Genomic DNA, 5,064 nt, shown 5'->3' on the forward strand with positions numbered 1-5,064 from the left:
GAGGGCGGGGCCGTGGGCGATGAGGCGGGCGGTGACGAACCACAGCGAGGCCGCGAGCAGCGGGCGCAGGCCGTTCGCGGCGGCGGCCTGGCCGATGTAGGCCTGGTCGCGGATCCACACGTACCGGTAGTCGTAGTTGCGGCCCTGCTCCGCCCGCTCCGGCAGGCTGGTGGTGGCCGCGGCGACCGTCCCGCCGCCAAGGCCGGTCAGGCCCGTGAGGACCGCGTGGGCGTGCCGGGCGTCCCGCTGCCCCAGTACGCCGTGCAGGCCGGGGACCCGCGCGGCCCACTCGGCCTCGGTGGACCGCCACAGCGCTCCGGCCGGCTCGGGGCTCGGCAGCGGCCGGTCGGAGACCTCCAGCACCAGGTCGCGAGACCTGCCGGCCCCCACACGCACACCGCTGCGCAACAGCGAGCCGTCGGCCCGGGCGTCAGGGCAACCCCGCAGGCGCACGTGCAGATCGCCGGCCCGCGCCGTCCAGTAACCGGCCTCGTCTCGCCTGATCTTCCGCAGCGGGTGCGCGCCGAAGCCCGCGGCGAGGTTCAGCTGTACGTCGAGGTCGGCGTCGCCGTCGACGGCCATGATCCTGCGCAGCACCACCGTCCGATGCGCGTCCCCGGGGTAGGCGAGGGCCTCGCGGCACTCGACGATGCCGCTGGTGGTGGTCCACCGGCTGCGCCAGATCAGGCTGCCCGGTTCGTAGTAGCCGCCCCACACGTACGACTGAGTGGGGGTGACGGTGTACCAGCCGTCGCCGCCGATCAGGGCGGCGAAGACGGCGTCGCTGTCCCAGCCGGGTACGCACATCCACGCGATGTCGCCCCGCGGCCCCACCAGGGCTCCACGCTGGCCGTCGGCGAGCAGCGCGTAGTCGCGCAGGACATGGGGAGCGGGCGGGCCTGCGGTGGGGGCGGTCAACGGCTCATCTCCCTCGAAGACGGACGGTCGGTGGCAGGCATGGAAGTGGTCCCGGGCGGGCACACGCCGGGCGGTCAAGGAGGTGACGGAGATGACCGGGATCAGGGTGGTCAAGCGTCCCGCCCCGCAGCGCCCGCGGCCTCCGCTCGACCTGCGGACCCCCTCGGGCCGTCCATTGCCGTACTGAGCGAGCCCGTTCCAGGACACGCCGGTCTGCGTCAGCGCGGGGCACGGTACCGCTCGGCAACGTTGCTGCACAGGCTCAGCCCGAGGCCGGGCCGGCCTTCCTGTCCCGGGCGCAGGATGCCTCCGTCGGGGCTGAGGGCGCCGTCGAACAGGAGGTGCTCGATACGGACGTGGTCATGGAACCATTCCAGGTGGCGCAGGTTCGGCACCGCGGCGGCGGCGGCGGCGGCGGCATGGGCGTGGACGTGCGGGGCGCAGTGCCCCGACAGCTGGAGATTGTGGGCCTGGGCGAGGGCGGCGGCGCGCAGCCACACGGTGAAGCCGCCACAGCGGGTGGCGTCGGCCTGCAGGCAGTCCACGACCGGGGCCATGCGGGCGAAGTAGGGCAGGTCGTAGCCGTACTCGCCGGCCGCGACGTCGGTGGTGACCGCGTCGCGGACGAGGGCGAGACCGGCCAGGTCGTCGGAGGAGACGGGCTCCTCGAACCAGCTCACCCCCCACCCGGCGAGCGAGTGTGCGAGGCGGACGGCCTGCTTACGGGTGTAGGCGCCGTTGGCGTCCACGTAGAGATCGGCGTCGTCGCCGATCAGCTGTCGGGCCTGCTCGGTACGCTCCAGGTCCCGCCGTTCCCGGGCGCCCCACCCCTCACCAATCTTGATCTTGAAGCGGGTGAGGCCCTGCCCGGCCCAGCCCCGTAGCTGGTCGGCCAGCTGCTGGTGGTCGTAGGTGGTGAAACCGCCGCTGCCGTAGACGGGCACTTCGCGGCGGGTGGCGCCGAGCAGGTCGACCAGCGGCATGTCGAGGAGGCGGGCCTTGAGGTCCCACAGGGCGATGTCGACGGCGGAGATGGCGTCGGCGATCAGGCCGGGGCGGCCGGTGTTGCGCACGGCGCGGCTCATCGCTTCGTTGGCGGCCGGGATGTCGAAGACCGAACGGCCGACCACGAGATCGTGCAGCTGACCGGTGATCACCTGGGCGGTGGCGGGAGCGCCGTAGGTCCAGCCCAGGCCGGCGGTGTCCCCGCTGCGGGCGTGAACCAGGACCATGGTGGTCGATTTCCAGGCGAGGGTGCCGTCGGCCTCCGGGGTGTCGGTGGGGAATTCGAGGATCTGCGTGCGCAGGTCCTCGACGGTCGTGGCGGCATCGGTTGTCATGACGTGTCGTCAGCTGCGTATTGGGCCGCCGTGCGGGCGAATTGCAGGAAGTCGGCTGCCGCCAGGGCGGCGAGTGTGGCGGTGGCGAGTCTGGTGGCGCGCGGCGCGGAGGTCGAGGTCGATCTGCACGGCCCGTGCCTGGTCGAAGTCGGGCAGGAACTGGGTGTAGGGGAAGCTGGAGCCCACCACGAGGAGGGTGTCGCAGTCGCGCATCATCTCGTAGGAGGCTCGGGTGCCGAGCAGGCCGATCGAGCCGGTCACGTACGGCAGGGTGTCGGGCAGCGCGTCCTTGCCGAGCAGCGCCTTCGCCACCCCGGCGCCGAGCAGGTCGGCGACCTGCTCGACCTCGGGACGGGCGTGCCGGGCGCCCTGCCCGATCAGCATCGCCACCTTCTCGCCGGCGTTCAGGATCTCCGCCGCCTTCGCCAAGTCTTCGTCGGTGGGGACTGGGGCGTAGTGCGGGATGCCGAGACTGGAGGGAATTTGCTTGAACGCGTGCGCCGGCGGTTCGTAGGCGAGTTCCTGCACGTCGGCGGGGATGATCACCGCGGTGACCGTGCGCCGGGTCGCGGCGATCCGCATGGCCCGGTCGAGGACGTTGGGCAGCTGGGCGGGGACCCATGGCACTGCGATGGGTCGGCCCGACGATCGCGACCACAGGGACGTGGTCGAGCTTGGCGTCGTACAGGCCGTTGAGGAGGTGGATCGCGCCCGGGCCGGAGGTCGCGGCGCACACTCCGGTGCGCCCGGAGAACTTGGCGTACCCGACGGCCTGGAAGGCGGCCATCTCCTCGTGCCTCGCTTGGATGAACCGGGGCCGGTCCTCGGCGCGGCTCCAGGCGGCCAGCAGCCCGTTGATGCCGTCACCAGGGTAGGCGAAGACGTACTCGACCTCCCAGTCACGCAGCCGCTCGAGCACATAGTCGGAAACCTTCATCACCCAACTTCTCCACAGCGCGGTTCTGGCCCTGGGCATCGGGGTGGGGCCCGTGTGCGCGGGTAACCCGTCGGCGCCGGTGTGAAACCCGCCCGGTGCGAAGCGGGGTGGCAGAGCGTCAGGGTTGCTCGGGCCCTGGGCAGTATCACCGCAGCGGGCACGCGACACAGACAGACTTGCCGAACGGCCGCAGGTCGGTGCTCCACCCGGTGGAAAGCCGTGAGATTGCCGGGGCGAGCCGCGAGTTCGACACCGAGATCGGCGACCAGCTCCTGGACGAGCGGATCGCCTGGCGCGCGGGCGGGCGATTCCGGCCACGATTTCGACGCGGAAGACGTCGGCGGCGTCCGCGAACACCAACTGGCCGTCTCGGGTGGTCTGGCCGGTGGGGTGGACGATGACGACTTCCGGCGGGGCTTGACCGCCGGGGACGCCAGGCAGGGTGATGACATAGCGTGACGGGACGTTCATGGCCGGCTCCGCTGATGCGGGCGGTCGGTGTGGAGGGCTGCGTGGACGCTGTCACGGATGGTGAACAGTTCGTCGGTGCTGGTGATCTCCAGTAGTCGGCGGATCTGCGGTGAGAGGGCTGCCAGGACGAGTCGGGTGCCGGCCAGTGTGGTGTCCTGGAGGGTCTGGAGAAAGGTGTTCAGGCCGGAGGAGTCGCAGAAGGTGACACCGGCCAGATCGACGACCAGCTGGGGCGGGCGGTCCCTGACGGCGCGCGCGAGGGCGTTCTCCAGCTTCGCTTGCTGGGCCTGGTCGATCTCGCCTTCCACGCGGCAGACGACGGCCTCGTCGGTCGCCAGCGTGGTGATCCTCAGGATGGGTCCGATGGCGTTGCCGGTGTTCGCGGGGGTGTGCTCGGACATGAGCGGCTCCCTCCCAGTGAGGAAAGCTGTCCGCCTTCGAGCTTGCCCCGTTGCCCGCGTCGAAACCACCCCCTGCGTTGCCGAGGCAGACCGCTCAAACCAGCCCCGGCAACGCCTGGTGGGCGACCCGGTCCTGCCCAAGCAGGCTACCTTCCAGGCTGCACCTCGGCGTAACGGTACGTCACCTCGTGAGGGAGTATCCCAACGAGGCCGCAGTGGTTCATGCACGGCAGATTGGGGCCCGGCCGTAGCCGGCAAAGGGGATGACGGGCCGGCCGGTGACCGGATACCGGTTGCGACACGGCCGGCCGAACCAGCGACGCGGGCTACTGTGCGATACGTCAGTGTGGCGGTAGGTTCTGGCGCCGGTCTCGCGGTGCCGCCACGGTCCAACGGGAGGTGTTGCACGGTGGGTTCGGGCTCCACGGTCCAGGAATTCGTCGCGGTGCGCTCACGCGAGCAGATCACCGCCGCACGCCTGGCCGCTGTTGGTGAGCGGCCAGAGGCCTGCGGTGCCCAGGCGGCTTACCACTGGGTTCTTCAGCCCAATTGCCCCGCGCCGGTCAGTGGCACCCGGCTGCCGTCGCTTCGGGAACTGGACCTGGCGGTGGAGGAACGGGCGGCCATCGAAGCGGCCCGCGACACCGGCCGGCCTCTGGCCGAACGCGCCTTCGCCCGGGGTGCCGCCCGAGCGATCGGCTGGGTCCTGGGGTTCGCTCCCCTCGACGACTGAACCTCCAGCTGTTTACTACGGCCCCAGGCGATGCCAGGAACCGCCGGCTCGTGTGGCGACCGCCGGGGCGACGCAGCCACTACGCGGCACCCGTACACACCATGGCCTGGGCGACGATCTCCAGGCAGGGCGTGCAGCAATGCTCTGGTACGGCTTCGCAACCGCGTAGTAGACCGTATGAAGTGCGCTGCTTGTGTGGTTTGGGTCCGCCCCGGGGCGGGAGGTTCCCGGCTCGGCGGGCCGGGCGTCAAGCCCGGAGCCGCT

4 protein-coding genes and 2 pseudogenes are annotated in these 5,064 nt (G+C 71.3%); 1 reads left to right on the forward strand and 5 read right to left on the reverse strand.

Features of this window, described 5'->3' with window-relative positions:
- From ACFQ87_RS44130 to ACFQ87_RS44150, 5 genes and pseudogenes are all read right to left on the reverse strand, one after another.
- The coding region (locus ACFQ87_RS44130) for a trehalase-like domain-containing protein (protein ID WP_380616696.1) at positions 1 to 1,032 on the reverse strand (1,032 nt) is incomplete at its 3' end.
- A gap of 104 nt (positions 1,033 to 1,136) precedes the next feature.
- Entirely contained in the window at positions 1,137 to 2,258 is a 1,122-nt protein-coding gene (locus ACFQ87_RS44135; RefSeq protein WP_380616697.1) for an enolase C-terminal domain-like protein, read from the reverse strand.
- A gap of 111 nt (positions 2,259 to 2,369) precedes the next feature.
- Positions 2,370 to 3,195 (reverse strand): annotated as a pseudogene (locus ACFQ87_RS44140) (thiamine pyrophosphate-binding protein); the annotation flags it as partial.
- A 360-nt stretch (positions 3,196 to 3,555) separates the two neighbouring features.
- Positions 3,556 to 3,666, reverse strand: a pseudogene (locus ACFQ87_RS44145) (DUF6296 family protein); the annotation flags it as partial.
- Positions 3,663 to 4,067: an STAS domain-containing protein gene (locus ACFQ87_RS44150; RefSeq protein ID WP_380616698.1), complete on the reverse strand. Its 405-nt coding sequence runs from the start codon at positions 4,065 to 4,067 to the stop codon at positions 3,663 to 3,665. The gene ACFQ87_RS44150 and the pseudogene ACFQ87_RS44145, both read right to left, overlap by 4 nt.
- A gap of 409 nt (positions 4,068 to 4,476) precedes the next feature.
- Between ACFQ87_RS44150 and ACFQ87_RS44155 the strand changes: the two genes are divergently transcribed.
- Entirely contained in the window at positions 4,477 to 4,800 is a 324-nt protein-coding gene (locus ACFQ87_RS44155; protein WP_380616699.1) for a hypothetical protein, read from the forward strand.
- Positions 4,801 to 5,064: the final 264 nt, after the last annotated feature.

This window comes from Kitasatospora sp. NPDC056531 (genome assembly GCF_042794375.1).
Classification (GTDB): domain Bacteria; phylum Actinomycetota; class Actinomycetes; order Streptomycetales; family Streptomycetaceae; genus Kitasatospora.

Bases quoted from the DNA above. Each gene is read 5' to 3' on its own strand.
- ACFQ87_RS44135 (WP_380616697.1), bottom strand. From the start codon at position 2,258: ATGACAACCGATGCCGCCACGACCGTCGAGGACCTGCGCACGCAGATC.
- ACFQ87_RS44150 (WP_380616698.1), bottom strand. From the start codon at position 4,067: ATGTCCGAGCACACCCCCGCGAACACCGGCAACGCCATCGGACCCATC.